This window comes from Actinomadura sp. K4S16, from assembly GCF_008327685.1.
Taxonomy (GTDB): Bacteria; Actinomycetota; Actinomycetes; order Streptosporangiales; family Streptosporangiaceae; genus Spirillospora.
On record NZ_BDDE01000011.1, the window covers coordinates 130,292 to 156,091 of the forward strand.

Below are 25,800 nucleotides of genomic sequence, written 5' to 3' on the forward strand. Positions count from 1 at the left end.
ATCTCAGCGCGACATGGCTCGGATCAGGTCGGCCACCCGGACGATGCCGAGGCAGCGGCCGACCTCGTCGACCACGACGAGGTCGTCGTAGACGCGCTCGTCCGCGGCCCCGGCGGCCCGCAGCGCGGCGATCGCCGGGACGGTGCGCGGGACCGGGCGCGGCGGGTCGGCGAGCCGCGCGGCGGGCCGGCGCGCGTGCAGGGCATGGCCGTAGGCGCCCGACAGCTGGAGCAGGAAGCGCGTCCGGTCCACGGTGAAGCTCGGCCGCTGCCGCTCGTCCACCAGGACGACGCTGGTCGCGCCGGTCTCGGCGGTGAGCGCGTTGAGCACCTCGCCGGCGGTCGCCGTCCGCGGCAGCGTCACGGCGGGGAGGGTGAACTCCGACACGCGCGGTCCCAGTCCGGCGCCGGGCCGGGCGGGCGCCGCGGCCTCCCCGGTGACCGGGATGGTGACCGGCATCCCCGGCCGCCACTCCGGCGGAGCGAGGGCCGGCCCCTGGACGAGCCGGACGCCGGTCTCGCGCATGTGCAGCACCTGGTCGCGGGCGGCCATGCCGGGCGCCAGGACGTGCGTCTCCAGCCGGTGGGCCAGCTCGACGAGGCTCGCCACGAGCGCCGCGCGGCGCGGATCGGCGGCCGCCGTCCGGGCCAGCCCGGGATCGAGCTTGAGCAGGTAGGAGGCGCCTTCCACGAGCAGGTCGAGCGGCGTGTGCGCCGAGCCGAGGCCGGAGAGCCCGACGAGGTAGCCGGCGCGGCGCAGCGCGGACAGCGCGGCGGCGAGGGCCGGGCGGCGCGCGGGCGGGAAGCCCCCGCCGACGCACAGGATGATCTCCTGCGGGCGCCGTCCGGTGTCGCCGAGGCCGCGGTGCAGCTCGGCCAGCAGGTCCTCGCCGCCGGCGAGGGTCTCGGCGCGCAGCCCGATCTGGATCGGCAGCGGCGTGCCCAGCCCGGCGGCCGCGCGGGCGGCCTCGACCGCGCGCCGCACGTCCCCGGACGCCGGGTCGGGCCGCATCGGTCCGCCGGACGGGCCGGGCGGGCCGGACGGAGCGGACGGTGCGGCGTGCGCCTCCACGGCGACGACGGCGCCCGTGCCGAGGTCGACCACGGGATGGAACACAGCCCGGGCCGGGACGAGCGCATCGAGGGTGTCGGTGGCGGACACAGGCGCATCATGCCGCCCGCGGCCCGGTCAAACCGGACTTGTTGGGAGAAGTTAACCCACAGTTCCCGAGGTCACGCGGCCGGCCGGCATCCGGTCACAGCCCGCGGCCGGCCACGGCCGACAGCAGGTACGTCACGCCGGCGACGGCCGCCAGCCACACGTAGGCGGTGATGTCGGCGCCGCGCAGCGCCTGCACCACGAGCCCGCCGACGACCGCGACGGTCAGCACGTCGCCGGTCATCGCGGCGGCCCGCAGGTGCGCGCGGGCCCGGGTGCCCGACCCGAACCCCTCGCTGAGCGGCAGCGCCGGCTCGTTGCGCCGGTAGGCGAGATACGCCGCGTACCCGGCCAGCGCGGCCAGTGCGATGAGGGCCGTGCCCGACCGCCCGTCGGCGGCCAGCACGGCCCCGACCACCACACCGGCGCCCAGGACGAGCCCTGGGACGGCCCACCGGCTGAGACTGCGGCGTTCGGGAGCGATCCACATGTGCTCATCCTTGCGGATCGGCGCACGCGGGGGACCGGCAACGCGCCGGGCTGTATCTTTCCGCTTCGTGGCGCAATTTCGAATGAACGGCTCGAAGATGCTCGCCGTCGACCTCGGCGGCGAGACGATCCGGGCGCTGAACGGCTCGATGGTGGCCTACGAGGGCCAGATGTCGTTCAAGCGGCAGGGCATGACGGGCGGCGAGGGGCTGCGGGGCGCCCTCAAGCGCAGGATCGCCGGCGAGGGCATGACCCTCATGGAGATCACCGGGCAGGGGACGGTCTACCTGGCGAGCGAGGCGACGGAGGTGACCCTCGTCCAGCTCACCGGCGACACCCTGTTCGTGGAGTCGGAGAGCCTGCTGGCGCTCGACGGGAGCCTCCAGACGGGCGTCCAGTTCGTGGGGCTGCGGGGGATGGGCACGGGCCAGGGCCTCGCCACCACCAAGGTCGACGGGCACGGGACGGTCGCGATCCTCTCGCAGGGCCCGGCCATCGCGCTGGAGGTGACGCCGCAGACGCCGCTGTGCGTCGACCCGCACGCCTACGTCTGCCATCACGGGCAGCTGCAGCAGGACGTGGTCACCGACGTCAACTGGCGGACGGTGATCGGCCAGGGATCGGGGGAGAGCGTGCAGTTCCGGTACCAGGGGCACGGGCTGGTCTACGTCCAGCCGGCCGAACGCGGCGGGATTCTGGAGATCTGATGCCCGGCTACCAGTCGATCAATTCCAAGATGCTCCAGGTCCGGATCGGGCCCGGGCAGGAGGTCTACAGCAAGCGCGGGGCCATGCTGGCCTACACCGGCCCGGTGTCGTTCGCCCCGTCCACCACGGCGGGGCAGGGCATCGGCGGTGCCCTCGGGCGCGCCGTCGCCGGCGAGCACAGCGCGATGATGCACGTGACCGGCCAGGGCAGCGTCATGTTCGGCCATGGCGGGCTGCACGTGTCCGTTGTCGAGCTGAACGGCGCCGACACCCTGTACGCCGAGGCCGACCGGCTGCTCGTGCACGACGCGACCCTGCAGGTCGGGACCATGTTCATGGGCGAGCAGGGCGGCGTGCGCGGCATCGTGCGCGGCGCGGTCACCGGGCAGGGCCTGTTCACCACGACGCTCACCGGGCACGGCGCGTGCGCCCTGCTGTCGCACGGCGGCGTGATGGAGCTGCCGATCACCCCGCAGCGCCCCGTCCACGTCGACCCGCAGGCGTACGTGGCCCACCGCGGCCAGGTGCAGAACAAGCTCACCACGGCGGTGGGGCTGCGCGACCTGATCGGGCGCGGCTCCGGCGAGGGCTTCCAGCTGGAGCTGAGCGGCTCCGGCGTCGTCTACGTCCAGGCCAGCGAGAGGAAGATCTGACCGTGAGCACGTTCGGCACGCAGACCTGGAACCCCACGACCCTGCCGTCCAACGACAACGTCAACCCCTACGCCTTCAGCGTCGACCTCAACGGCCAGTGGTTCGCGCAGAAGGGCAAGATGATCGCCTACTACGGGCAGATCAGGTTCGAGGCGCTGTCGGCCGGCCCGCTGGACTCCCTCGTCGCGCACACGTTCAACTCCCCGCTGTACGCGCAGGACTGGATCGTCGCGCAGGGGCAGGGCAAGCTCGTCCTCGCCGACCGCGGGTTCGACGTCAACTCCTTCGACCTGGAGGAGGGCAACCTCACCGTCCGGGCCGGGAACCTGCTCGCCTTCGAGCCGGGCCTGGAGCTGAAGCAGTCGATCATCCCGGGGTTCCTGACCCTGATCGGCACGGGCCGGTTCGTCGCCGCGTCCAACGGGCCCGTGCACTTCGTCGAACCGCCGATCCGCGTCGACCCGCAGGCGCTGCTCGGCTGGGCCGACTGCCCCTCGCCCTGCCACCACTACGACCACTCCTACATGCGCGGCGCGTTCGGCGCCGCCCGGATGATCTTCGGGATCGGCGGCTCGTCCGGCGAGGAGCACCAGTTCGACTTCACCGGCCAGGGCACCGTGATGATGCAGTCGTCGGAGGTCGTGATGAACGAGGACGTCCTGCTGCGCGACCTCGAAGGCCAGATCGGACTGGTCGGCACGTCCGGCCTCCAGCGGCTCCAGCACACGATCACGCAGCGGCTCGCCGCCGAGCGCCAGGGCTGACCCCCCGGGGGCCGGACGCGCGCGTCCGGCCCCCGGGGCCGCCGGGTCAGGACTGCGGCTCCTGCGCGGGCTTCATCACGTTGAACGGGACCCCGAAGGGATCGCGGACGGCCGCCGTCCGCCCGTACGGGGTGTCCTGCGGCTCGGAGTCGGCGGCGCCGCCTCCCGCGCGGACCTTGCGGACCGCCTCGTCGGCGTCGTCGACCGCGAAGTACGTCACCCAGGACGAGGCGGGGTGCTCGCCGCCGCCGAGGCGGATCTCGGATCCGCCGAGGATGCCGCCGACGTAGCGGCCGTCGCCCGCCCGCTTCAGCACGGTGTAGTCCATGTCACCCGGCATCGGCTCCAGCTCGTATCCGAACACCGCCCCGTAGAACTCCCCGGCCGCGGCCGAATCGCTCGTGACCAGTTCGTTCCACACGAACGAGCCCGGCTCGTTGACGATCCGCGAGCCCGGGTGGGCGCGGCCCTGCCACAGGCCGAACTGCGCGCCCTGCGGGTCGCGGACGATCGCCATGCGCCCGCGGTCCATGACGTCCATCGCCGGGACGACGACCTCGCCGCCCGCGTCGGTGACCCGCTTGACGAACCCGTCGCAGTCGCCCGCGGCGAAGTAGACCTCCCACCAGTACACGTCCGGCTCGCCCTCGGGGTTCCGCATCATCCCCGCGACGGGCTCCCCGCGCAGGTTGCACAGGTTGTAGTGGCCCGCCTCCGCCCCCGCGTCCTCGAACTGCCAGCCCATGAGGGTCCCGTAGAACGTCTTGGCGCGGTCGAGGTCGGGGATGCCGATGTCCAGCCAGGTGGGCGTCCCGTCAGGCGCGTTGCTCGTGACGTGGGTCATCTGCCTCACACTCCTTCGTGCCGGGGACCACGGCCCCGATGCCGTCCCGTCGCACGCGCCGCCACTTCCATCCTGGCCCCGCCCTCCCGCGTCTACACATCGGCTCCCGGCGGGCTCCGGGATGGCCGGGACCGGCCCGGCTTCACGTACACTGGGCGGATGGTTCCGCTCCCGAACTGACAGGCCGCCCAGCGCGCCCCGGTCACAGGACCGCGCGGCGCGCTTCTTCGTGCCTGTCCACCGAGCCGTCCGTCAGGGGAGCCCTGTCACTGTGATCATTGCGAAAGACATCGAGCTGCGCGCCGGGTCCCGGCTGCTGATCGAGGCCGCCACCTTCCGGGTCAACCCCGGCGACCGGGTCGGCTTCGTCGGCCGCAACGGCGCCGGCAAGACCACGCTCACCAAGGTCCTGGCGGGCGAGGCGCAGCCCGCGCAGGGCGCCGTGACGTCCTCCGGGACGATCGGCTACCTCCCGCAGGACCCCCGTGGCGTCGACCTGGACGAGCTGGCCCGCGACCGGATCCTCTCGGCCCGGGGGCTGGACGAGGTGATCCGCGACCTGCGCGCCGCCGAGGAGGCGATGGCGACCGCCACGGACGCCGGCCGTGACAAGGCCGTCCGCCGGTACGGGCGGCTGGAGGAGCGGCTGCACGTCCTCGGCGGCTACAGCGCCGAGGCCGAGGCCGCCTCGATCGCCTCCAGCCTCGGCCTGCCCGACCGGGTGATGAGCCAGCCGCTCGGCACGCTGTCGGGCGGCCAGCGGCGACGCGTCGAGCTGGCCCGCATCCTGTTCTCCGGCGCCGACACCCTGCTGCTTGACGAGCCCACCAACCACCTGGACGCCGACTCGATCGTCTGGCTGCGCGACTTCCTGAAGGGCCACCAGGGCGGCCTCGTCGTCATCAGCCACGACGTGGAGCTGCTGGACGCGGTGGTCAACCGGGTGTTCCACCTGGACGCCAACCGCTGCGTGATCGACATCTACAACGTCGGCTGGAAGAAGTACCTCGACCAGCGGGAGACCGACGAGCGGCGGCGCAAGCGCGAGACGGCGAACGCCCAGCGGCAGGCGTCCGCGCTGCTGTCGCAGGCCGACAAGATGCGCGCCAAGGCCACCAAGGCCAAGGCGGCCCAGCAGATGGACCGGCGGGCCCGGCAGCTGCTGGCGGGCGTCGAGGGCGAGCGGCAGGCCGACAAGGTGGCCAAAATTCGCTTCCCGGACCCGGCACCCTGTGGCAAAACCCCCCTCACCGCGGAGGGTTTGTCGAAATCGTACGGATCTTTGGAGATATTCACCGACGTGGACCTGGCCATCGACCGCGGCAGCCGCGTGGTCGTGCTCGGCCTGAACGGCGCGGGCAAGACGACCCTGCTGCGGATGCTGGCGGGGGTCGACAAGCCCGACACCGGGACGGTCGTGGCCGGCCACGGGCTGCGGATCGGCTACTACGCCCAGGAGCACGAGACCCTGGAGGTCGAGCGGTCCGTCCTGGAGAACATGCAGTCGGCCGCCCCCGGGCTGGCGCCGGTCGAGGTCCGCAAGATCCTGGGCTCGTTCCTGTTCTCCGGCGACGACGTCGACAAGCCCGCAGGGGTGCTGTCCGGCGGCGAGAAGACCCGGCTGGCGCTGGCGATGCTCGTGGTGTCCAGCGCGAACGTGCTGCTGCTGGACGAGCCCACCAACAACCTCGACCCGGCGAGCCGCGAGGAGATCCTCGCCGCGCTGCGGACGTTCGCCGGGGCGATCGTCCTGGTGACCCACGACGAGGGCGCGGTCGAGGCGCTGGCACCGGAAAGAGTGATTTTGCTCCCAGATGGTGTGGAAGACATCTGGAGTGACGAGTTTGCCGATCTGGTGGCGCTCGCGTGACCTGCGGGATGACTTCCGCAGATCTTTTCTGGCCGAGTGGGTAGCCGAACCGGCGGGAATGACTGATCATGGCGGGGGATAACGCAGCGGTCACCACATCACTACGGGAGGTACTCGTGGCCGAGACCCTGAAGAAGGGCACCCGCGTGACCGGTGCCGAGCGCGACAAGCTGGCGGCGGACCTGAAGAAGAGGTACGACTCCGGCGAGAGCATCCGCGCCCTGGCAGCCGCCACCGGCCGCTCGTACGGTTTCATCCACCGGATTCTGACCGAGTCCGGCGTCAACCTGCGCGGTCGCGGTGGCGCGACCCGGGGCAAGAAGTCCTGACCGGACACCGGCCCCCGGATGAGCGCACCGCCTGACCCGGCGCCGCGACCGACCGAGTAAGGTTCGGTCGCGGCGGCGGACAGGATCTCGGGTCCCGCCCCGTGGACGGCGGGACGGGACCCGAAACGCTCATCGGAAGGAAGACCCATGGGGGACGCGACCACGGCCGGCAGGCCGGAAACGGCCACGGCGGCGGAGGCGGCTCGGCACGTCCCGCCCGGCCTCGACGAGGCGGGCCTCCGGCTCGACGTGGACGGCGCGGTCGCGACCGTCACCCTGAACCGGCCCGAGCGGCGCAACGCCATGACCTTCGCGACCTGGCGCGGCCTCGCCGCGATCGGGCGCTCCCTGCCCTCGGACGTGCGCGTCGTCGTCCTGAAGGGCGCGGGCCCCTCGTTCTCGGCCGGCATCGACCTCGGCATGTTCTCCGGCGGCGGAGGCGGCGAGGGGTTCACCGACGGCTCCGACGCCGAGGGCACCGACCGCTTCATCGCCGAGCTCCAGGAGGGCTACACCTGGCTGCGGCGCCCCGACATCGTCTCCGTCGCGGCGGTGCACGGCCACGCCATCGGCGCCGGCTTCCAGCTCGCGCTGGCCTGCGACATCCGCGTGGTCGCCGACGACGCCAAGTTCTGCATGAAGGAGCCCGCGCTCGGGCTCGTCCCCGACCTGACCGGCACCAAGCCGCTGGTCGAGATCGTGGGGATCGGGCGCGCCCTGGAGCTGTGCCTCACCGCCCGGACGGTCCTCGCCGACGAGGCTGCCCGGATCGGGCTGGCCGAGACGGTGGTCCCGCGCGACGGCCTGGACGGCGCCGTCCGCGACCTCGCCGGCGCCCTGCTGGCGGTGAACCCGGGTGCGGCCGTCGCGACCAAGCGGCTGCTGTGGCAGGCCGCCGAGAACACCCTGGACGAGCAGTGCGCCGCCGAGCGCCGCGAGCAGATCGGCCGCCTCCGCGAGGTCTTCGGAAAGTGACGGCCGGCGGGCCGGGGGCCTCCCCCGGCCCGCCGCGCCGCTCTAGCGGAGCGACTCGCGGCCGCCCCGCGCCAGCGGCAGCAGCACCTTGCTGACGCCCGGCCGCACGGCGACCTCGGTCCCCGCCGGGTAGCGGAGCGTGTAGTCGTAGTCGGTCGACAGCAGCACCACGCCGAGCCGGTGGCCGGCCTTCACCGTGTAGTCGGTCGGTTCGAGGTCCCACGTGAAGGTGTAGGTCCTGCCCGCCTCGATCGGCTCGGTCCTGGCGAAGTCGTGCCGGTTCCGCGCGTCCAGCCACCCCCGCGTGATGATCTTGTAGGGGGCGGTCTCGGTCTGCAGCACCTGCCGGGTCGTGCAGCCGGGGTCGCCCGGCACGCTCTCGCCGTAGCAGACCTGCTCGCCCGTGGCGACCCGCGCGCCCGTGGGACGGGTGTCGGTGCCGTAGTCGACCAGCAGCGCCGTCAGGTACGGCGACCGGCCGTCCAGCGAGGCCCGCAGCGACACCGACGGGATCCCGTCCACCCGGGCGGGCGCCGCCAGCGGGCCGGTCAGGTAGGCGAGCCGGTTCGGGTCGGCCCGGTCCTCGTTCACGAGGAGCTGCTCGGCGGTGCGGGTCTTGCCCGCGTCCGCGAACGACTGCGCCGCGCCGGGGCGAGGCGTGAGGCCGAGGGCGCCCGGCTGCCCGGAGGGGCCGGCGTTGAGGCTCAGCGGCACGGTGCGGGTGCCGGGGACGGGCCAGTCCTTCGCCGTCTCCCACGTCCCGTCCGCGTGCTGGACGTCGACCCGCGGCTCGCGCTCGATGCCGTTGCGGATGCCGTACAGGTAGCGGTCGAACCAGTGCAGCGTCTGGCGCAGCCACTCCTCGACCCGCCAGCGGAACGGCGTGGAGTGGTTGCCCTGGTGCAGCCAGAGCTTGCGCGGCACGCCCGCCTCCTTCAGGGCGTTCCACCACTGCACGGAGTTCTTGGTCTTGACGTTCCAGTCGTTGAGCCCGTGCACGACCATGACGGCGGCGCGCACCCTGCGCGCCTGCCCGACGTAGTCGCGCTCCGCCCACACCTTGGAGTAGTCGCCGGTCTCGCGGTCCTGGGTCGCCTCGATGTCGTCGATGACCTTCGCGCAGACCTCGGGGTCCTTGCGGGTCAGCACCGCCTTGGCCAGGACGTCCAGGTCCTCGCCCTGGTAGCCGCCGGGTGCGACCACGCCGCCGCCCGCGCGGTAGTAGTCGTACCAGCTGGAGATGCCCGCGATCGGGACGATGGCCTTCAGGCCCTCGACCCCGGTGGCGGCGGCCATGTTCGGCAGCGTCCCGTTGTAGGACTGGCCGATCATGCCGACGTTCCCGGTGGACCAGGTCGCCGCCACCGGCGTGCCGTCCGGCGCCCAGCCCCGGGCCCGCCCGTTCAGCCAGTCGACGGCGGCCTTGGCGCCCGCCTGCTCGCTGCGGTCCCCGGAGGTCGGGCAGCCGGTCGAGCCGCCCGTCCCGATGCTGTCGAGGTCGGCCACGGCGTAGCCGCGCGGCAGGAAGTAGTTGTCGTAGTAGCCGGGGAAGATCTCGGCGAGATTGCGCTGCGTCGTGGTCAGCGCGCGGGACCTGGCGTCGCCGATGTCGACCGGGTGGTTCGGGACGTCGTTGATCCCGGCCCAGTACGGGCTCGGCTCCAGGATCGTCGGGACCCTGAGGCCGGCCGTGTCGGTCTCCTTGGGGCGCATGATCCGCAGCTGCACGCGGTCCCGCACGCCGTCGCGGTCGCTGTCGGCCGTGGTCTCGATGTTCACGGTCTGGGTGACGGCGTCGGCCCGGGAGAAGACCGGCTGCGTCTCCCCGTTCCGCACCGTGACCTGGTGGGCGCCCGCGTCGGCGTGGGAAGGCCGGGGCGCGGACCTCGTGGGCCCGGCCGCCGCCGCGGGCAGCGCGGTGGTGGCGGCGAGCGCGGCGGTGAGGGTGATCACGCCGGCGCCGCCGGTGAGGCGTCGTCTCATAGGGGCTCCTGGGGGATGTGAGCCTGGAACGGAGATCACGCTTACACCCCGGGAGCGGCTTGTCCAGAGCCGCGTTACGCCGTGAGCGGAGCCGGGAAGAGCGGTGCGCGCGTCCGCGTTGTGTCCGCCGGATACTGAGATGCTTACTTGATTACGTACTTGGTCACGTCGAGGCTCTCCGGGAGGCGCTCGTGGGAATGCCGGGAATGCCGGGCAACGGCTGGCAGGTGATGGCCTCGTTCCGCAAGGACAGCTCCGTCACCCACCAGAAGCTGGCGCCCGGCACCGTGGGGCGGATCGCGGGCTACGCCCGCCCCTATGTCCGCGAGCTGTCGATCTTCCTGGGGCTGAACGCGCTGGCCGCGCTGATCGTCGTCGCCAACCCCCTGCTGCTCAAATCGATCATCGACCGCGGCATCGTGCCGGGCCGGTCGGGCATCGTCCTGTGGCTCGCCGGCGCCGTCGCCGGGCTCGCGCTGGTGGAGGCCGTGCTCGGCCTCGCGCAGCGCTGGTACTCGGCGCGCATCGGGGAGGGGCTGATCTACGACCTGCGCAGCCAGGTGTTCGCGCACGTCCAGCGGCAGCCCGTCGCGTTCTTCATGCGGGCGCAGACGGGCTCGCTCGTCAGCCGCCTCAACAACGACGTCATCGGCGCGCAGCGGGCCCTCACCACCACCCTGTCGTCGGTGGTGTCCAACGTGATCAGCCTGGTCCTGGTGCTGGTGACGATGCTCGTGCTGTCCTGGCAGGTCACGGTGATCGCGCTGCTGCTGCTCCCGATCTTCATCCTGCCGGCCAAGTGGGTCGGCAAGCGGCTGAGCCGGATCAGTCGCGAGCAGATGGTGCTGGACGCCGAGATGGGTTCGCTGATGACCGAGCGGTTCAACGTCGCCGGCGCCATGCTCGCCAAGCTCTACGGGCGCCCCGACGAAGAGGAGGAGAACTTCTCCGGCCGCGCCGCCCGCGTCCGCGACATCGGGGTCGTCGCCGCCATGTACGGGCGGGTCTTCTTCACCGCGCTGACGCTGGTCGCCGCGCTCGCCACCGCCATGGTCTACGGCGTCGGCGGCTACCTGGTGGTGGACGGCGCCTTCCAGCTCGGCACGCTCGTCGCGCTCGCCACCCTGCTGACGCGGATGTACGGCCCGCTGACCGCGCTGTCCAACGTCCACGTGGACGTGATGACCGCGCTCGTCAGCTTCGACCGGGTGTTCGAGGTGCTCGACCTGAAGCCGCTGGTCCGCGACCGCGAGGACGCCCGGGAGCTGGCCGGGGCCCGCGCGCCGTCCGGCAACGGCTCGGGCCCGGCGCTCTCGAAGGCCCCGTCGATCGAGTTCGACCACGTCCGGTTCGCCTACCCGTCGGCGGAGGAGGTGTCGCTCGCCTCGCTGGAGTCGATCGCGCGCACCGACACCGCGCCCGGCCGGGAGGTGCTGCACGACGTCGACTTCACCGCCGCGCCGGGGCAGCTCGTCGCGCTCGTCGGGCCGTCCGGCGCGGGCAAGTCGACGATCACGCATCTGGTGTCGCGGCTGTACGACGTGTCGGACGGCGCGGTCCGGATCGGCGGCGTCGACGTCCGCGACGTCACGCTGGAGTCGCTGCGCGCCGAGATCGGCGTCGTCAGCCAGGACGCGCACCTGTTCCACGACACGATCCGCGAGAACATGCGCTACGCCCGCCCGGACGCCTCCGACGAGGAGATCCTCGCCGCGCTGGAGGCGGCGCACATCGGCGACCTCGTCGCCGCGATGCCCGAGGGGCTGGACACCGTCGTCGGCGACCGCGGCTACCGGCTGTCGGGCGGGGAGAAGCAGCGGCTGGCCATCGCCCGGCTGCTGCTCAAGGCGCCCTCGGTGGTCGTGCTGGACGAGGCGACCGCGCACCTGGACTCCGAGTCCGAGGCGGCCGTCCAGCGGGCGCTGCGCACCGCCCTGGCCGGCCGGACGTCGCTGGTGATCGCGCACCGGCTGTCCACGATCCGGGAGGCCGACCAGATCCTGGTGATCGACGGCGGCCGGGTCGCCGAGCGCGGCCGGCACGAGGAGCTGCTGCTGGAGGGCGGCCTGTACGCCGAGCTCTACCGCACGCAGTTCTCGCACCAGCGCGATTCCGGTCCCGGGGAGGAGTTGCGGGCCGAGTCGCTGGGGGCCGAGCCGCTGGGGGCCGAGTAGCCGAGGGCCGGGCGGCGGCCGCTCAGGCGTCCGGGCCGACCGGGTAGCCGAGCCGCCGCAGCTCGGTGCCCGCGACCTTCTCGACCTGGGCGGCCTGCCGCGGGGTGAGGCGCTCGCGCCACACCCCGACGCCCGGCTCCGCGGCGTCCTGCGCGCCGGCCCGCACCAGTCCCGACAGCGCCGACTTCGACAGCGGCGCGTCGAGGTACTCCGCCAGCTCGGCCCCGACCCGGCGCGGCCGGGCGACGAGCTCCTCGAACCGGACCGTGACCAGCTGCTCCTCCGGCACCTGGAGGCGGAGCCTGGCGCTGAGCCGCACCGAGCCCCGCCACCGCAGGGCGCACTTCACGGCGGTCGCCGCGCGCGGCCACCGGCTGCGGTCCGTGTGGTCCTCCACGCCGAAGAACGGATTGGGGAACACCGTGTCGAGGTTGGCCAGCCCCGGCTTGAACCAGGCCAGGCAGCGCTCGTCGGCCAGCATGTCGGCGACCACGTCCCGGCCGTCCCGGATCACCTGGACGAGCTGGGCGTCGGGGAAGGCGTCCAGCAGCACGTCGGCGCTGTAGATCAGGTCGGGGGAGGCGTCGGCGAACCGGGCGAGCCCCTGCGCCTGCACGCACGGGCCGGGCAGCTCGGAGCCGGGCGCGGGCCCCTCCGGGCGGCCGGGCGGGCGCGGCGGCAGCCCGCCCATCTCCCGGCACTCGTCCGGGCACTCCGCGCAGGCCCGCGCCGACACCTGCCACGCCTGCGCGAAGGCGTCGCGCAGCACGCGGGCGGCGCCCTCCCCGCGCTCGGCGATCGAGGGCTGCCGGGCGAAGGCGTAGGTGACGCGCAGGACGCCCGGCCGGCCGGTGGTCAGGTGGAAGCCGGGGGAGCGCTTGACCGCGCGCGCCAGCAGCTCCGCACCCGAGTGCGGAGCGCCCAGGATGAACACCGGGCGGCGGACCTTGGTGCCGTTGATCACCAGGATGTGCGGCGTCGACCTCATACCGGGCCAAGTTTGTCACCTTTTGAGGGCGGGGCGGCCCGTGACCCTCCGTGAGGCCCGCCCGATACCCATCCGTTAACCGCCGCGGACCGCACCGTCACCGGGACGCGCGGGTCCGCCCCGGACCTACGATGGTGAGGTGGACGCTCCCCTGACCCTCGCCCGGCTTCTGCCGGAGGCCGAGGCGATCACGGTGCTCACCGGCGCCGGCATCTCCACCGACAGCGGGATCCCCGACTTCCGCGGCCCGAACGGCGTCTGGACGCGCGACCCCTCGGCGGAGGCGATGTCCACGATCGGCTCCTACCTCGCCGATCCCGAGGTCCGCCGCCGCGCCTGGCGGGCGCGGCGCGACGACCCCGTCTGGGAGGCCGAGCCGAACGCCGCGCACGCCGCCCTGGTCGAGCTGGAGCGGGCGGGCCGGATCCGCGCCCTGATCACCCAGAACATCGACGGCCTGCACCAGCGCGCCGGATCGTCGGACGGCACGGTCATCGAGATCCACGGGACCATGCGCGAGGCCGTCTGCCTGGCCTGCGGGCTGCGCACCCCGATGCCGGAGATCATCGCCCGCGTCGACGCGGGGGAGGACGACCCGCCCTGCGCCGAGTGCGGCGGCATCCAGAAGTCCGCGACGATCTCCTTCGGCCAGGCCCTCGACCGGGACGTGCTGGACGCGGCGGTCGCCGCCGCGCGGTCCTGCGACCTGTTCCTGGCGGTCGGCACCTCGCTCACCGTGCAGCCCGCCGCGGGCCTGTGCCTGGAGGCCGTCGACCACGGCGCCCGCCTGGTGATCATCAACGCGGAGGAGACGCCGTACGATGAGCTGGCCGACGCGGTGCTGCGCCGGCCGATCGGCGAGACGCTGCCGCGCCTCGCCGGCCTCGCGCTCGGCACGGGGCGATGATCTGTTGGCGGGTCGTGACCGGTCGCCCCTTCCACTGGCGTCCGGATCCTGACAAGCTCTATCCGTCGCGGTGCGAGGAGGGATCGGGTTGAACAGCGGGGGCGCCCGCGCGGTGGCGGCCGGCGGGCCGCCTGACGCGCCCGCCGTCGGCACGCCCGGCGGTCCGGAGCGGGCGCGCAAGGCCCGCAGGTACCGGCGTCTGCTGCCCGGCGACCGCGTCGCGGTGGTCGCGCCCAGCGGTCCTGCCGAGCCCGCCCGGCTGGAGGCCGGCTGCGCGGTCCTGCGCGACCTCGGCCTTGACACCGTGGTGGGGAAGCACGCCCTCGACCAGGTCAACCTCGGTTCCGCCGAGCCGGTGCGCGGCGACTGGCACCGGCTGGCCGGAGCAGACGCCGACCGCGCCGCCGACCTCCAGGCCGCCTGGTGCGACCCGAGCGTCCGCGCGGTGGTCTGCGCGCGGGGCGGCTACGGCGCCACCCGCGTGCTCGACCTCCTCGACTGGGACGCCCTGCGCGCCGCGACCCAGGCGTCCCCGGCCTCCGGCGGGCCGAAGATCCTCCACGGCTCCAGCGACATCACCGCGCTGCACGCCGCCTTTGGAACGCGCCTGGGCGTCACGACGTCCTTCGGCCCCATGCCCGCCGGAGTGATCGCCGACCTCGACCCCGCGGCCCCCGACGACTCCCTGGACGCCCTGCGCGCGGCCCTGTTCGGCGGGGCCGCAACCCTGCCCGGCACCCGCACGCTGCGGCCCGGACGCGCGGAGGGCCCGCTGACCGGCGGCACCCTCTCGCTCCTGACGGCGCTGCTCGGCACCCCGTACGCGCCGCCGCCCGCCGCGGGCCGCATCGTCTTCCTGGAGGACGTCACCGAGGCGCCCTACCGGATCGACCGGATGCTCGTCCAGCTGCTCCAGGCCGGCTGGTTCGACGGCGCGGCCGGGGTGGCGCTCGGCTCCTGGAAGGACTGCGGCGACCCCGCCGAGCTCGACGCGGTGTTCGCCGCCCGGCTCGGCCCGCTCGGCGTCCCCGTCCTCGCCGGCCTCCCCGCCGGGCACGGGCCGCGCCAGCACACCCTGGAACTCGGCGCCCCCGCCGTGCTGCACGCCCCGGCCCCGCCGGGCCACGACCCCGCAGATCCGCACCCCGCCGTGCCGGACACCGGCGCGCTCACCCTCGAAGCGCCCCCGGGAGGTGCGCGATGAGCGGCCGCCACGCCCGTCCCGACTCATGGGACGAGGGGACCCTCGACTCCCTGCTCGTCCTCGTGGCCGAGAGCCTCGGCTACCGGTGCAGCCGCGTGCCCGGCGAGGTCATGCTGCTGGAGGGCGCGAACAGGCTGCACGTCAGCCTGCGCGACCTGCGGCAGCTCGCCCGGCTCGTGCCGCGCGACGACTGGCCCGCGCTGGTCTCCGACCACGTCACCACGATCGTCACCGCGATCGAGGAGCCGCTGGACCTCAGCGACTTCGACCTCGCCCAGCACCTGCTGCGCACCCGCATCTACCCGGCGGAGGCCGACAACGGGGTGCTCGCGGCCCGGCCGTTCGCGCCCGGACTGATCGAGGTGGTGGTGGTCGACACGCCGACCACCGTCCGGACGGTCACCACCGAGGAGATGGGCGGCTGGCCGGTGTCGGGCGACGCGCTGTTCATGCTCGGCCGCGCCAACGTCCGCGCCGACGGCCCGCTCCAACTCGACGAGCAGGACCTCGGCGGCGTCCGCGTCTCCGTGCTGCACGGGTGGACGTTCTACGCCGTCACGCACCTGGCGTGGCTGGAGGAGTACCTGCCTATCGGCCCGTACGGGGCGCTGGTCATCGCGCCCAACCGCAGCCTCATCGTCGCCCACCCGCTCCGGATCGCCGACCGCCACCCGAGGGCGCGCTACCGCGAGGCCGTGGCGGCGGCGACCGAGCTCCAGGCGCAGGCGCACCGCGCCTACGAGGAGGGCCCCGGGTCGCTCAGCCCGTACCTGTACTGGTGGCGGGCCGGTGAGCTGACCTGCCTGGAGACCCGCTACGAGGGCGACACGCTGGTCCTGCCGGAGGAGTTCGCCTCCGTGCTCGCGACGCTGGCGGCGGAGCGATGACGCGGATCGTCGTCGCGCCCGACTCGTTCAAAGGCAGCCTCTCCGCGGCGGAGGTCTGCGCCGCCGTCGCGGCCGGTGCCCGGCGCGCCGCGCCGGACGCGGAGGTCGCCGCGGTGCCGATGGCCGACGGCGGCGAGGGCACCCTCGACTGCTTCCTCAGCGCCCGCGGCGGCGACGCCGTCGAGGTCGCCGCCACCGACCCGGTGGGGCGTCCGGTCAAGGCGCGCTACGCGCTGTCCGGCGACGGGCGCTCCGCGGTCGTCGAACTGGCCGCGGCCTCAGGGCTGCCGCTGGTCGAGGACGTCCCGCCCGCCCCAATGGACGCGGCCACCACCGGCACCGGCGAGCTGATCGCCGACGCCGTGCGGCGCGGCGCCCGCGACGTCCTGGTCTGCATCGGCGGCAGCGCCAGCACCGACGGCGGCGCCGGGCTGCTGAGCGCGCTCGGCGTCCGCTTCCTGGACGCCGCCGGCGCGGAGCTGCCGCCGGGCGGCGCCGCGCTCGCCCGGCTGGCCTCGATCGACGACTCCGGCGTGCCGGAGGAGGTCCGCGCGACCCGGTTCCGGGTGGCCTGCGACGTGACCAACCCGCTCGTCGGGCCCGCCGGCGCGGCCGCCGTGTTCGGCCCGCAGAAGGGCGCCTCGCCCGCCCAGGTCGCGGAGCTGGACGCCGCCCTCACCGTGTTCGCCGACGCCTTGGCCGCGCGCGGCGGCCCCCGCGTGCACGACCTGCCGGGAGCGGGCGCGGCCGGCGGCACCTGCGGCGGCCTCGTCGGGCTGCTCGGCGCCGAGCCGTCGGGCGGCGCGGGGCTCGTCGCCGAGGCCGTCGGCCTGCCCGCCGCACTCGACGGCGCCGACCTGGTCGTCACGGGGGAGGGCCGCGTGGACGGGCAGAGCGCCGGCGGCAAGGTGGTGTCCGCGGTCGCGGCGCTCGCCCGGGACCGCGGCGTCCCGTGCGTCGCCCTGGCCGGCGGCGTCGCCGGGCCGCTCGACGAGCTGCACGCGCTCGGCCTGACCGCCGCGTTCAGCCTCGCCGACGGGCCCCGCACCCTGGACGAGCTGAAGGCGGGCGCCGCGCCCCTGCTCGCGGCCGTCGCCGAGCAGGCGGTGCGCCTCTTCCTCCGCTAGGGGAGCTTCCTCCGCCAGGGGGCCGTCCTCCGCTAGGGCACGCAGGCGGGCTCGGGTTCCGGAGCGGGCGCGGGCGCGGGCGCGGGGGCCCGGACGGTCAGCCGGGGCAGCAGGACGTGGGCCAGCGGCCCGATAGCCACGGCGTAGAGGACCGTTCCCACGCCGACGGTGCCGCCGAGCAGCCATCCGGCGGCCAGCACGGTCAGCTCGATCGCCGTCCGGACCACCCGGATCGAGTGGCCGCGCGCCGCGAGCCCCGTCATCAGCCCGTCCCGGGGTCCCGGGCCGAGGCCGGCGCCGATGTAGCAGCCGGTGGCGAAGCCGCCCACCAGCACGGCGGCGATCAGGTAGGCCCAGCGCCCGGCGAGCGCGTCCGGGGCGGGCAGCAGCCACAGGAACAGGTCGGCGAAGACGCCCACGAGCACGACGTTGCTGATCGTCCCGATGCCGGGCCGCTGCCGCAGCGGGATCCACGCGAGCATCACGAGGGCGCCCGCGATGATGATCCAGGCGCCGATCGACAGGCCGAAGCGCCGGGAGAGCCCCTGGTGGAAGACGTCCCAGGGGTCGTTGCCGAGCCCGGACGCCACCTGGAGGGCGATGCCCAGCCCGTACAAGGCCAATCCAACGTAGAGCTGCACCAAGCGACGTGCCATCAAGGCCATTATCGGGATTTCCCTCCACTGGTCACCATCATCCCGCACCACTCTTGCGGAAGTGGACTGGTGTCAGTAGAGCCAATGTGCGAAAGTGGCCTGTATGAGCACGCGCTACGTGAGCGGCCCGAATCTGGCCCGGCTGCTGGGGGACGTCTCGGAGGAGCGCCCCGTCTACGCGGCGGTGGCCCGGTCGCTGCGCGCCCTCGTCCTGGACGGCAGGCTCGCGCTGCGCACGCGGCTGCCCGCCGAACGCGACCTGGCCGCCGCCCTCGGCGTCAGCCGCACCACCGTGACGGCCGCCTACGACCGGCTCCGCGACGAGGGCTACGTCCAGAGCAGGCAGGGCGCGGGAAGCTGGACGGCGCTGCCCACGGTGCGGATGGCGTCGGCCGAGCCGCACGGGGGGCTCCGCGAAGCCTCGGGCGACGCCGTCCCAGCGGGCCACCGGTACGGCAAGGCCCACCCCGCGCCGGACGACCCCTCGTTCATCGACCTCGGCTGTGCGGCTCCCGGCGCTCCCGAGATCTTCCAGGAGGCCGTCGCCGCGGCCGTCGACGAGCTGCCCCGCTACAGCTCGGGTCCGGGCTACGCGCCCGCGGGGCTCGCAGAGCTCCGGGAGGTCATCGCGGACGGCTACACCGCGCGCGGCGTCCCGACCCGCGCCGACCAGATCGTCGTGACCACGGGCGCGCAGCACGCGTTCACGCTGGTGACCCAGCTGCTGGTGGAGCCGGGCGACGCCGTGCTGGTCGAGCGCCCCACCTACCCGCACGCGCTCGGGGCGCTGCGCCGCCGCGGCGCCCGGCTCGTCCCCGTCGGGGTCAACGAGGGCTGGGACGTCGAGCTCGCCGCCGGGGCCATGCGGCAGGCCGCCGTCCGGATGGCCTACATGATCCCCGACTTCCAGAACCCGACCGGGCACCTGATGGGGCCGGGCGACCGGGCCGCGCTCGTCGACGCCGCCCGCCGCGCGGACGCGTTCCTCGTCACCGACGAGACCTTCGCCGAGCTCGCCCACGACCCCGAGGCGCCGCGCGAGCCGCCGCTCGCGGCGTTCGACTCCGGCGGCCGGGTGGTCACGATCGGGTCGGCCTCCAAGCTGCTGTGGGGCGGGCTGAGGATCGGCTGGATCCGCGCCACCGCCCCGCTGGCCCGCCGGATCGTGCTGGCCCGCGAGCCGTTCGACATGGCGAGCCCGACCCTGGACCAGCTGATCGTCAAGGAGCTGCTGCTGCGCGTGGAGGAGGTCCGCGCCGAACGCGCCGCGAGCCTGCTGCGCGGCCGCGACGCGCTCGCCGGGGCGCTGCGCGAGCACCTGCCCGGCTGGGAGTTCCGGCTCCCCGACGGGGGCATGTCGCTGTGGGCGAGGATCGGCGCCCCCATCGCCTCCCGGGTCGCCGAGGCGTCCGAGCGGCTCGGCGTCCGGGTCGTCGCCGGCCCGGTGTTCGGGGCCGACGGCGTGCTGGAGGACTACGTCCGGCTGCCGTACGTGCTGCCGCCGGACACGCTCCGCCTGGCCGTGCGGCGCCTGGCCCTCGCCCACCGGGAGGCCGAGGCGGCGCCGGCGGCCCGGCCCCTGCCCGCCTACGTCTGACGCGCCCCCGCCCGGCGGGGGCGCGCCCGAGCGGCGTCAGGGAGCGCGCTGGATGTAGTCGACGAGGTGCTCGCGCTCGCTCTCCAGCTCGTCGATGGCGCTCTTGACGACGTCGCCGATGCTGACGATGCCGGCGAGCCTGCCGTCCTCGACGACGGGCACGTGCCGGAACCGGTGCTCGGTCATGGCGCGGCGCAGGTCCTCCACCTGGTCGCCGGGTCCGCAGCTGCGGACCTCGGCCGTCATGATCTCCGAGACGGGGTGGTCGAGCAGCGCCGCGCCGTGCTCGTGCAGCCGCCGCACCACGTCCCGCTCGGAGACGATGCCGGCGATCGACGCGCCGTCGGGCGAGACCACCGCGGCGCCGATGTTGTGCTCCGCCAGGACGGCGAGGAGCTGCCGCACGGTGGCGTCGGGCCGCACCGTGGCCACCTCGTCTCCCTTCCTCCGCAGGATGTCGCGAATCCGCATGCCTCACGCTCCCGGTGCCGGTTTCGGGCCCGCGGGGCGGCGGCCGCCGGGGGCGGGGCCGCTTGCCGGGCCTTGGTCCTGCCAAAATCGCATGTTCCGGCGTCCAGCGAAACCCCCGGTCCGGGAAACGCCCCGGTCAGGTGACGGCATAAAGGCCGAATAAATGCCGTAGATCGGGAACCAAGGGATGCATGGCGATGACGGCGCAGCGAACCATCGAAACGAACATCCCCGGGCGGCTCGACCGGCTGCCGTGGTCGCGCTGGCACTGGACGGTCCTGCTCGGTCTCGGCGCGGTCTGGATCCTGGACGGGCTGGAGGTGACCGTCGTCGGCGTCATCGGCCCGCGGCTCACCGACGCCTCCGGCGGGCTCGGGCTGACCGACGGCCAGGTCGGGCTGGCCGCGTCCGTCTACGTGATCGGAGCGTGCCTCGGCGCGCTGTTCTTCGGGCACCTGACCGACCGGTTCGGGCGCAAGAAGCTCTTCATCGCCACGCTCGCGCTGTACCTGGCGGCGACCGTCGCGACGGCGTTCTCGTTCAACCCGATGTGGTTCTACGCCTGCCGGTTCCTCACCGGGGCCGGCATCGGCGGCGAGTACGCCGCCATCAACTCGGCGATCGACGAGCTGATCCCGGCGCGGGTGCGCGGCCGGGTGGACGTGGTGGTGAACGGCTCGTTCTGGATCGGCACGTCCATAGCGGCGGCGCTGTCGATCCCGGTGCTGAACGGCGACCTCGTCCCCGAGGACCTCGGCTGGCGGGCCCTGTTCGCGCTCGGCGCGGTCCTCGGCCTCGGCGTGCTGTTCGTGCGCCGGACGGTGCCGGAGAGCCCGCGCTGGCTGTTCATCCACGGGCGCGAGGACCAGGCCGAGCGCGTGGTGGGCGGCATCGAGCGCGAGATCACGAAGGAGACCGGCGAGGCGCTGGAGGAGCCCCGCGAGAGCATCCGGGTGCGCCAGCGCAAGGTCGTGTCGTTCCGGGAGATCGCCTCGACGGCCGTGCGCCGCTACCCGCGCCGGACCGTCCTCGGCCTCTCGCTGTTCATCGGGCAGGCGTTCCTCTACAACGCCGTCTACTTCACCTACGCGCTCGTGCTGAGCACGTTCTTCGACGTCCCCGACGCCAAGGTCGGCTACTACCTGATCCCGATCGGCATCGGGAACTTCCTGGGCGCGTTCTTCCTCGGCAAGCTGTTCGACACGGTCGGCCGCAGGACGATGGTCACGGCCTCCTACGTCCTCTCCGGCGTGCTGCTGATCGGCACGGGGCTGCTGTTCCGCGCGGACCTGCTCGACGCCTGGACGCTGACGGCCTGCTGGTGCGCGGTCTTCTTCTTCGCCTCGGCCGGGGCGTCGTCGGCCTACCTCACGGTCAGCGAGATCTTCCCGATGGAGACCCGGGCGATGGCGATCGCCGCGTTCTACGCGGTCGGGACGGGGCTCGGCGGCGTGATCGGCCCCGCGCTTTTCGGCCGCCTGGTGGAGACCGAGAAGGTGGCGAACGTCGTGAACGGCTACTACCTGGGCGCCGCGCTGATGATCGCCGCCGGGCTGGTGGAGCTGGCCATCGGCGTCGAGGCCGCGCAGCGGTCCCTGGAGGACGTGGCCAAGCCCCTGTCGGCGGAGCAGGCCGCGGCGGCCTGACGGAGTTCCGGTCGCGCCTCCCCGCCCCGGTCAGGGGGCGAGGAGGCGCGACAGCGCGCCGAGGGCCGGGGTGAGCAGGCGTCCCGCCGGTCCGGCGTGGGCGAGGGCGGCCCGGGCCGCGTTGGCGCCGCACGCGCCGTGCACCCCGCCGCCCGGATGCGCGGACGCCGACGCCAGGTACAGGCCCGCGACCGGCGTCTCGGCGCGCCCGAGGCCGGGGACGGGCCGGAACACCAGCTGCTGGTGGAGCATCGCCGTGCCGCCGTTGAGCGCCCCGTTGCGCAGGTTGGCGTTGTGGTCCTGGAAGGCGGGCGGGGCGGTGACGCGCCGGTCGAGGACGCGGGAGCGGAAGCCGGGGGCCAGGCGCTCCACGACGTCCTCGACGCGGGCCGCCATGGCGTCGCGCTCGCGCTCGTCCCAGGCGCCCGTGATGCCGTCCGGTCCCGCGTCGGCCTTCACCCGGTGCGGGACGTGCGTGTACGCCCACACCGAGTCGGTCCCGGCGGGGGAGCGGGTGGGGTCGGCGGTCGTCATCTGGCCGAGGAGCGCGAACGGCTCGGCCGGGACGCGGCCGGTGGCGAGCTGCGCGCTGTAGTCGGTCATCGCGTCCATGCCGGGGGACAGGTGGACGGTCCCGGCGCGCCGGGCGCCGTCCGACGCCCAGGGGATCGGCCCCGACAGCGCCCAGTCGACCTTGAAGGTGGCGTGGTCCCAGACGAAGCGGCGCATGTCCGCGCGGAGCGAGGCGGGCAGGTCGGACCAGCCGACCAGGCCCCCGTAGAGGGCGGGTGCCGAGACGTCGGCGAGGACGGCCTTCGCGGCGCGCACCGGTTCGCCCGCCGCGGTGCGGACGCCGAGCGCGCGCCCGTCCCGCACGACGACGGACGCGACCGGGGTGTCGCAGCGGAGGCGCCCGCCGCGCGACTCCAGCCGCCGCACGAGCGCCGCCGTCAGCTCGCCCGCGCCGCCCTCGGGGACCGGCCACCCGTACCGCTGGCCGGCCATGGCGAGGAGCCAGCCGAACATGGCCCCGGCGGTCGACTCGGGGAACACGTCGGTGTGCAGCGCCGACCCGGCGAGCAGCAGCGGGCCGCCGGGCCCGCCGAACTCCTGCTCCCCGAGCGTGCGGACGGGGGCCAGCAGGGTGCGCAGGGCCCGCAGGCCGCCCGCGCGGCGGGTCGACGCCAGCAGCGGGAGCGCGGCGCGCACCGGCGGGATCGGGCCGAGCATGGCGCGCAGGAGGTCCTCTCCCATCACGTCCCACAGGCGCCAGAGCCGCAGCCACGCCTCGCCGTCGCCCGCGCCGAGCGCGTCCAGGCCCGCGGCGGTCGCGTCCGCGTCGCGTTCGATGACGGCGCAGCGCCCGTCGGGGAGCGGGTGGGCGAGGACGGCGGGCGCGTGCCGCCAGCGCAGCCCGTGCCGCTCCAGCTCCAGCGCCCGCATCGCGGGCGACGCGACGCCGAGCGGGTAGAACGCGCTGCACAGGTCGCTCACGTAGCCGGGCCGGACGCCCTCGTCGCTGCGCACCGCGCCGCCGGGTTCGGGCTGCGCTTCGAGGACCTCCACGTCCCACCCGGCGTCGGCGAGCATGTTGGCGGCGACGAGCCCGTTGGGCCCCGCGCCGACGACCACGGCGTCAGCCATGCGGCATCCCCTCCCGCCGGTCACCCTACGGGCACCCCGCGGCGGCGCCGCGGTCAGCCCACGTCGAGGCGGGCCAGCAGCCGCATCACGCCCGGCGCCACGCGCGACCCGAGGTAGCCCAGCCGCGCCTCCGGCGTCACCGGGACGACCGCGCGGTCGTCGCGGACGGCCGCGACGATCTGCTCGGCCACGCGGTCCGGGCCGTAGTTGCGGCGCGCGTAGGCGCGCACGACCCGTTCCCGTTTGCGCGCCTCGTCCTCCTTGCTCTGGCCGACGAAGCGGGACGTGCGGGTGATGTTGGTGTTGACGACCCCCGGGCAGACGGCGCTGACCCCGATGCCCTTGCCCTTCAGTTCGGCGCGCAGGCACTCCGACAGCATCAGCACGGCCGCCTTGCTCGTCGCGTAGGCGGGCAGGGCGCGGGACGGCGTGAACGCGGCGGCCGACGAGGTGTTGACGATGTGGCCGCCCTGCCCCCGCTCCACCATCTGCTTGGCGAAGAGCCGCGAGCCGTGGACGACGCCCCACAGGTTGACGTCCAGGACCCGGCGCCAGTCGTCGGCTCCGTGCTCCAGGAACGGCCCGGCCACGCCGATCCCGGCGTTGTTGACGACGACGTCCGGCACCCCGTGCTCGTGCATGACCGACTTGGCGAAGTCCTCCATCGCGCCGCGGTCGGACACGTCCACCTGGACGGCGTGGCCCGCGGGGCCGAGGAGGCCGGCGAGTTCCGCGGTGCGCTCGGCGGCGGCCCGGTCGATGTCGGCGGCGACCACCTCGGCGCCGCGTTCGGCGAAGGCGAGCGCGGTGGCGCGGCCGATCCCGCTGCCCGCGCCGGTGACGACGACGAGCGCCCCGTCGAAGGGCCGGCGGTTCCGGGCGACCCTGGCCCGCCTGAGGGCCCGCGACTCGGCCGCGCCGAGCGGGCCGCCCCGGACGCCGGCGATGTGCTCGCCGATCCAGCGCGCGACGACGTCCGGGTGGCTGCGCGGCACCCAGTGCCCGGCCCTGACCGGCCGCAGCGACAGGTTCGGGACTCGGCCGGCCAGCCCGCCCACCAGGTGCGGCGAGACGAACAGGTCCTTCGTCGGGACGATGACCTGCGTCGGGACGTCCGTGCGCCGGTCGCGCGGGCGGCGGAGCCGCTGGAGCATGTTGGCCCGGTACAGCCCGACCCCGGCCGCGGCGTCGCGCGCCATCGTCCCGGCCGGGTGGCCGTGCCGGGGCGGGACGCCCTCGCCCAGTTCCAGCGCCTTGGCGAACGGCTTCGCCATCCCGGCCCGCCACAGCAGCTCCGGCAGCACCGGCGTCTGGAAGAAGTAGATGTACCAGGACCGGACGGCCTGCCCGGCCGCCCGCCGCAGGTTGGCGGGGGTGGGGCGCGCCAGGTTCCGGCGCGTCCAGTGCGCGACGTGGTCGAGGCAAGGCCCGGAGATCGAGGTGAACGAGGCGAAGCGGTCCGGCATCGTGCAGGCCGCCTCCCACGACTGGATCGAGCCCCAGTCGTGCCCCACCAGGTGCACCTTGCGCTCGGGCGCGGTCGCGTCCAGGACGGCCTCCATGTCGGCCATCAGGTACTCGAACGTGTAGCGCCTGCGCCCGGACGGCCGGGACGAGGCGCCCGCGCCGCGCACGTCGTACCGGACGACGTGGAACCGGTCGGCGAGCCGCGCGGCCACCTCGTCCCACACGGCGTGGGTGTCGGGGTAGCCGTGGACCAGCAGGACGGTCGGGCGGGACCGGTCGCCCTGCTCGTAGACGGCGAGGTCGACGCCGTCGCCGCGGACGCGCCGCCGGGTGACGGGTGGGGCGGGCTGAGTCATGCGGTCGTCGTCTCCCGTCGGGCCCACCGGTGCACGTGGGGCAGGTCGTCGTCGAGCCAGTACGCGTCGTCCTCGGTGACCACGAGGATCTCCTCGAACTTCACGCCGACGCCGCGGAACCCGATGTGGGGCTCGACCGCCCACAGCCCGGGCGTCGGGGGGTGCTGGGACTGCGCGGCCCCGTTCCAGAGCGGGGAGCGCCCCTCGAGGCGCTCCTTGACCAGTTCGCGGCCGATGGTCTGGAGGAACCGTACACCGAATGGGAATCCCACGCGCTTCGGGAGGATCCCGCCGATGACGCCGACCTGGTGGCCGATCACGCGCCCCGGATACCGGCGGTGCCGGCTGTCATGGCCCTGCCGCTCGATGAGGGCGTCGACCTCGGCGTAGACGTCGGCGAACGTGCGGCGCTCGCGGACGAGGCGGAGGATGAGGTCCCGGTAGCCGGCGAGGTCGGCGTCGAGCCTCTCCCAGATCCTGTTCTCGCCGAGCACGCCCCCGTACCCGATGTCGGCGGAGTAGCCGTCCCTCACCGGGGCCATGTCCAGGATGTAGGGCATGCCCTCCTCCAGGCGCGTCCCGCCGGGCAGGAACTGGGTGGGCATCTTGAAGCCGCGGAACGCCGACCGGTCGCCGAACCAGGCGAACGGGGTGTGGAGCCAGTCGTCCACGCCGCGCTCGCGCAGCCACCGGCGCATGCGGCGGCACGCCTCGCGCTCGGTCACCCCCGGTTCGAGCGTGCCGGCGACCTCCTCGGCGCACCGGTAGCTCAGGCGCTGGACGGCACGGAACCGCTCGAGCTCCGCCTCGTCGTGCACGCGGGCGAGCGCGGTTTTATTGGACACATCGTTAATAAATCGCCGATCCGCGTCCGGGTCAAGGGCTCGCGGAGTGATGCCCGCCA

The 25,800-nt window shown here is 74.3% G+C and carries 23 protein-coding genes; 13 read left to right on the forward strand and 10 right to left on the reverse strand.

Going from position 1 to position 25,800, the window contains the following annotated elements:
* Window positions 1–3: 3 nt before the first annotated feature.
* Window positions 4–1,161 carry an EAL domain-containing protein gene (locus K4S16_RS07770; RefSeq protein ID WP_149258188.1) on the reverse strand — a complete coding sequence of 386 codons (1,158 nt, stop codon included), beginning with the start codon at window positions 1,159–1,161 and terminating at the stop codon, window positions 4–6.
* Window positions 1,162–1,255: 94 nt separating this feature from the next.
* Window positions 1,256–1,648, reverse strand: a complete 393-nt coding sequence (locus tag K4S16_RS07775) for an ABC transporter permease (RefSeq protein ID WP_149258189.1) — start codon at window positions 1,646–1,648, stop codon at window positions 1,256–1,258.
* 67 nt (window positions 1,649–1,715) lie between these two features.
* Between K4S16_RS07775 and K4S16_RS07780 the strand changes: the two genes are divergently transcribed.
* From K4S16_RS07780 to K4S16_RS07790, 3 genes are read left to right on the forward strand one after another with little or no spacing between them, the layout of a single operon-like run.
* Window positions 1,716–2,354: an AIM24 family protein gene (locus K4S16_RS07780; protein ID WP_235036646.1), complete on the forward strand. Its 639-nt coding sequence runs from the start codon at window positions 1,716–1,718 to the stop codon at window positions 2,352–2,354.
* Window positions 2,354–3,007, forward strand: coding sequence for an AIM24 family protein (locus tag K4S16_RS07785; RefSeq protein ID WP_149258190.1), 654 nt, complete (start codon window positions 2,354–2,356; stop codon window positions 3,005–3,007). Before K4S16_RS07780 ends, K4S16_RS07785 begins: the two co-directional genes overlap by 1 nt.
* 2 nt (window positions 3,008–3,009) lie before the next feature.
* Window positions 3,010–3,771, forward strand: a complete 762-nt coding sequence (locus K4S16_RS07790; protein ID WP_149258191.1) for an AIM24 family protein — start codon at window positions 3,010–3,012, stop codon at window positions 3,769–3,771.
* A 46-nt stretch (window positions 3,772–3,817) separates the two neighbouring features.
* Here the strand turns inward: K4S16_RS07790 and K4S16_RS07795 are convergent, their stop codons facing one another.
* Window positions 3,818–4,615 (reverse strand): VOC family protein, encoded by a 798-nt coding sequence (locus tag K4S16_RS07795; RefSeq protein WP_149258192.1) that lies wholly within the window; start codon window positions 4,613–4,615, stop codon window positions 3,818–3,820.
* A 271-nt stretch (window positions 4,616–4,886) separates the two neighbouring features.
* Here K4S16_RS07795 and K4S16_RS07800 point away from each other — a divergent pair, with 271 nt between their 5' ends.
* From K4S16_RS07800 to K4S16_RS07810, 3 genes are all read left to right on the forward strand, one after another.
* The gene (locus K4S16_RS07800; RefSeq protein WP_149258193.1) at window positions 4,887–6,485 is read left to right on the forward strand and encodes an ABC-F family ATP-binding cassette domain-containing protein; all 1,599 of its coding nucleotides are present in this window, start codon (window positions 4,887–4,889) and stop codon (window positions 6,483–6,485) included.
* 116 nt (window positions 6,486–6,601) lie between these two features.
* On the forward strand, window positions 6,602–6,814 hold the full coding sequence (locus tag K4S16_RS07805; RefSeq protein WP_021596738.1) for a helix-turn-helix domain-containing protein: 213 nt from the start codon (window positions 6,602–6,604) through the stop codon (window positions 6,812–6,814).
* A gap of 147 nt (window positions 6,815–6,961) precedes the next feature.
* A complete protein-coding gene (locus K4S16_RS07810; protein WP_149258194.1) occupies window positions 6,962–7,789 on the forward strand; it encodes an enoyl-CoA hydratase/isomerase family protein in 828 nt (275 codons plus the stop codon).
* 42 nt (window positions 7,790–7,831) lie between these two features.
* Here K4S16_RS07810 and K4S16_RS07815 read toward each other — a convergent pair whose 3' ends face one another.
* The gene (locus tag K4S16_RS07815) at window positions 7,832–9,772 is read right to left on the reverse strand and encodes a Xaa-Pro dipeptidyl-peptidase (protein ID WP_149258195.1); all 1,941 of its coding nucleotides are present in this window, start codon (window positions 9,770–9,772) and stop codon (window positions 7,832–7,834) included.
* Window positions 9,773–9,969: 197 nt separating this feature from the next.
* On the opposite strand from K4S16_RS07815, the gene K4S16_RS07820 reads away from it, so the two are divergent.
* Window positions 9,970–11,946 (forward strand): ABC transporter ATP-binding protein, encoded by a 1,977-nt coding sequence (locus tag K4S16_RS07820; protein WP_375708326.1) that lies wholly within the window; start codon window positions 9,970–9,972, stop codon window positions 11,944–11,946.
* A gap of 22 nt (window positions 11,947–11,968) precedes the next feature.
* On the opposite strand, the gene K4S16_RS07825 is transcribed toward K4S16_RS07820, so the two are convergent.
* Complete coding sequence (locus tag K4S16_RS07825; RefSeq protein WP_149258196.1) at window positions 11,969–12,934, reverse strand: sulfotransferase; 966 nt, start codon at window positions 12,932–12,934, stop codon at window positions 11,969–11,971.
* 139 nt (window positions 12,935–13,073) lie between these two features.
* Between K4S16_RS07825 and K4S16_RS07830 the strand changes: the two genes are divergently transcribed.
* The 4 genes from K4S16_RS07830 (at window position 13,074) to K4S16_RS07845 (ending at window position 17,059) form a co-directional block, all read left to right on the forward strand.
* Window positions 13,074–13,841, forward strand: a complete 768-nt coding sequence (locus tag K4S16_RS07830) for a Sir2 family NAD-dependent protein deacetylase (protein ID WP_149258197.1) — start codon at window positions 13,074–13,076, stop codon at window positions 13,839–13,841.
* An 88-nt stretch (window positions 13,842–13,929) separates the two neighbouring features.
* Entirely contained in the window at window positions 13,930–15,045 is a 1,116-nt protein-coding gene (locus K4S16_RS07835) for an LD-carboxypeptidase (protein WP_235036647.1), read from the forward strand.
* Entirely contained in the window at window positions 15,042–15,932 is an 891-nt protein-coding gene (locus K4S16_RS07840) for a hypothetical protein (RefSeq protein ID WP_149258198.1), read from the forward strand. The genes K4S16_RS07835 and K4S16_RS07840 overlap by 4 nt, the downstream gene beginning before the upstream one ends.
* Entirely contained in the window at window positions 15,929–17,059 is a 1,131-nt protein-coding gene (locus K4S16_RS07845; RefSeq protein ID WP_149258199.1) for a glycerate kinase, read from the forward strand. The genes K4S16_RS07840 and K4S16_RS07845 overlap by 4 nt, the downstream gene beginning before the upstream one ends.
* Window positions 17,060–17,091: 32 nt before the next feature.
* On the opposite strand, the gene K4S16_RS07850 is transcribed toward K4S16_RS07845, so the two are convergent.
* Window positions 17,092–17,724: a YitT family protein gene (locus K4S16_RS07850; protein WP_149258200.1), complete on the reverse strand. Its 633-nt coding sequence runs from the start codon at window positions 17,722–17,724 to the stop codon at window positions 17,092–17,094.
* A 94-nt stretch (window positions 17,725–17,818) separates the two neighbouring features.
* Here K4S16_RS07850 and K4S16_RS07855 point away from each other — a divergent pair, with 94 nt between their 5' ends.
* On the forward strand, window positions 17,819–19,312 hold the full coding sequence (locus K4S16_RS07855; RefSeq protein ID WP_149258201.1) for a PLP-dependent aminotransferase family protein: 1,494 nt from the start codon (window positions 17,819–17,821) through the stop codon (window positions 19,310–19,312).
* Window positions 19,313–19,348: 36 nt separating this feature from the next.
* Here the strand turns inward: K4S16_RS07855 and K4S16_RS07860 are convergent, their stop codons facing one another.
* Window positions 19,349–19,783 (reverse strand): CBS domain-containing protein, encoded by a 435-nt coding sequence (locus tag K4S16_RS07860; RefSeq protein ID WP_149258202.1) that lies wholly within the window; start codon window positions 19,781–19,783, stop codon window positions 19,349–19,351.
* Between the two features lie 197 nt (window positions 19,784–19,980).
* On the opposite strand from K4S16_RS07860, the gene K4S16_RS07865 reads away from it, so the two are divergent.
* A complete protein-coding gene (locus tag K4S16_RS07865) occupies window positions 19,981–21,429 on the forward strand; it encodes an MFS transporter (RefSeq protein ID WP_149258203.1) in 1,449 nt (482 codons plus the stop codon).
* A 30-nt stretch (window positions 21,430–21,459) separates the two neighbouring features.
* Here K4S16_RS07865 and K4S16_RS07870 read toward each other — a convergent pair whose 3' ends face one another.
* From K4S16_RS07870 to K4S16_RS07880, 3 genes are read right to left on the reverse strand one after another with little or no spacing between them, the layout of a single operon-like run.
* Window positions 21,460–23,073, reverse strand: a complete 1,614-nt coding sequence (locus tag K4S16_RS07870; protein ID WP_149258204.1) for an NAD(P)/FAD-dependent oxidoreductase — start codon at window positions 23,071–23,073, stop codon at window positions 21,460–21,462.
* 53 nt (window positions 23,074–23,126) lie between these two features.
* Complete coding sequence (locus tag K4S16_RS07875) at window positions 23,127–24,896, reverse strand: SDR family oxidoreductase (RefSeq protein WP_149258205.1); 1,770 nt, start codon at window positions 24,894–24,896, stop codon at window positions 23,127–23,129.
* Window positions 24,893–25,741, reverse strand: coding sequence for a M24 family metallopeptidase (locus K4S16_RS07880; RefSeq protein ID WP_149258206.1), 849 nt, complete (start codon window positions 25,739–25,741; stop codon window positions 24,893–24,895). Before K4S16_RS07880 ends, K4S16_RS07875 begins: the two co-directional genes overlap by 4 nt.
* Window positions 25,742–25,800: the final 59 nt, after the last annotated feature.

What these genes read in the sequence shown, in the direction of transcription:
- K4S16_RS07775 (WP_149258189.1), bottom strand. Translation starts at nt 1,648, where the DNA reads ATGTGGATCGCTCCCGAACGCCGCAGTCTCAGCCGGTGGGCCGTCCCA.
- K4S16_RS07785 (WP_149258190.1), top strand. Translation starts at nt 2,354, where the DNA reads ATGCCCGGCTACCAGTCGATCAATTCCAAGATGCTCCAGGTCCGGATC.
- K4S16_RS07795 (WP_149258192.1), bottom strand. Translation starts at nt 4,615, where the DNA reads ATGACCCACGTCACGAGCAACGCGCCTGACGGGACGCCCACCTGGCTG.
- K4S16_RS07810 (WP_149258194.1), top strand. Translation starts at nt 6,962, where the DNA reads ATGGGGGACGCGACCACGGCCGGCAGGCCGGAAACGGCCACGGCGGCG.
- K4S16_RS07815 (WP_149258195.1), bottom strand. Translation starts at nt 9,772, where the DNA reads ATGAGACGACGCCTCACCGGCGGCGCCGGCGTGATCACCCTCACCGCC.
- K4S16_RS07820 (WP_375708326.1), top strand. Translation starts at nt 9,970, where the DNA reads ATGCCGGGAATGCCGGGCAACGGCTGGCAGGTGATGGCCTCGTTCCGC.
- K4S16_RS07825 (WP_149258196.1), bottom strand. Translation starts at nt 12,934, where the DNA reads ATGAGGTCGACGCCGCACATCCTGGTGATCAACGGCACCAAGGTCCGC.
- K4S16_RS07840 (WP_149258198.1), top strand. Translation starts at nt 15,042, where the DNA reads ATGAGCGGCCGCCACGCCCGTCCCGACTCATGGGACGAGGGGACCCTC.
- K4S16_RS07845 (WP_149258199.1), top strand. Translation starts at nt 15,929, where the DNA reads ATGACGCGGATCGTCGTCGCGCCCGACTCGTTCAAAGGCAGCCTCTCC.
- K4S16_RS07850 (WP_149258200.1), bottom strand. Translation starts at nt 17,724, where the DNA reads ATGGCCTTGATGGCACGTCGCTTGGTGCAGCTCTACGTTGGATTGGCC.
- K4S16_RS07855 (WP_149258201.1), top strand. Translation starts at nt 17,819, where the DNA reads ATGAGCACGCGCTACGTGAGCGGCCCGAATCTGGCCCGGCTGCTGGGG.
- K4S16_RS07860 (WP_149258202.1), bottom strand. Translation starts at nt 19,783, where the DNA reads ATGCGGATTCGCGACATCCTGCGGAGGAAGGGAGACGAGGTGGCCACG.
- K4S16_RS07865 (WP_149258203.1), top strand. Translation starts at nt 19,981, where the DNA reads ATGACGGCGCAGCGAACCATCGAAACGAACATCCCCGGGCGGCTCGAC.
- K4S16_RS07870 (WP_149258204.1), bottom strand. Translation starts at nt 23,073, where the DNA reads ATGGCTGACGCCGTGGTCGTCGGCGCGGGGCCCAACGGGCTCGTCGCC.
- K4S16_RS07875 (WP_149258205.1), bottom strand. Translation starts at nt 24,896, where the DNA reads ATGACTCAGCCCGCCCCACCCGTCACCCGGCGGCGCGTCCGCGGCGAC.